The 913-nt window shown below is 35.8% G+C and carries 1 protein-coding gene; it reads right to left on the reverse strand.

Annotation, left to right across the window (positions count from 1 at the left end):
• A partial coding sequence (locus HMPREF3029_RS02550; RefSeq protein WP_144265390.1) for a transposase occupies positions 1 to 825 on the reverse strand: 825 nt, incomplete at its 3' end.
• Positions 826 to 913 lie beyond the last annotated feature (88 nt).

Genomic DNA, 913 nt, shown 5'->3' on the forward strand with positions numbered 1-913 from the left:
CCCTGCATCTACCGCAACACTTTGAATGGAATAGCCCTTTTCGAGTAAACGATCGATGGAGACATGGAGTTGGGTACTATCATGAATGTTTCCAGGGGTCACATGTTGATCAAGTACAAATCCGTGACTATCTACACAGGCATGCATACTGTAAGCAAATTGTTTTTCACGCTCACTTTTTACATAATATCCTGCATCCGGATCTGTTTTACTAACACGACTCGTTTTTTCTTCATTGGATTCTTTTGGAGGGTAAAGCTTTTTTCCTTCTGATAACCGGATGTCATTGACTTCTTCACGTAATTCCTCAGCATAGAAAGTCGCTGTTTTTTTAATCGTTTCTTTCGTATACTTATTACGATTAGCGTTTGCTTTGATATGCGTTGAGTCTATGTATAATGCAGAAGTGTCAATCAGTCCATGAGACATCGCGATTTCTAAAATATGCTCAAAAATCTCTTCAAATAATTGACCGTCACTAAAGCGACGTGCATAATTCTTTCCAAAGGTTGAAAAATGTGGCACCTTATCATGAAATCCAAAACCGAGATACCAACGATAAGCAACGTTTGTATCAATTTCTCTAATTGTTTGTCGCATGGATTTTATACCAAATAAATGTTGAATCAACACAATTTTTACAAGAATTACTGGATCAATCCCAGGTCGACCATTATCTAAACAGTATCTATCCTTTACAGAATCATACACAAAATTTAAATCTAATACGGCATCCACTTTTCTTAGTAGATGATCTTTTGGTACGAGGTCGCTAATCGCTACAAATTCTATTTGATCACGTGAATTTAATGATTTTCCTAACATGATTTCCCTCCAAAATAATCATATTAATTATATTTTATAAAAAAAGGCTGTAGACGTCATCTCATAAGAGACTTTGTCTACAGCCTGA

The organism is Nosocomiicoccus sp. HMSC059G07, assembly GCF_001815515.1.
Classification (GTDB): Bacteria; Bacillota; Bacilli; order Staphylococcales; family Salinicoccaceae; genus Nosocomiicoccus; species Nosocomiicoccus ampullae_A.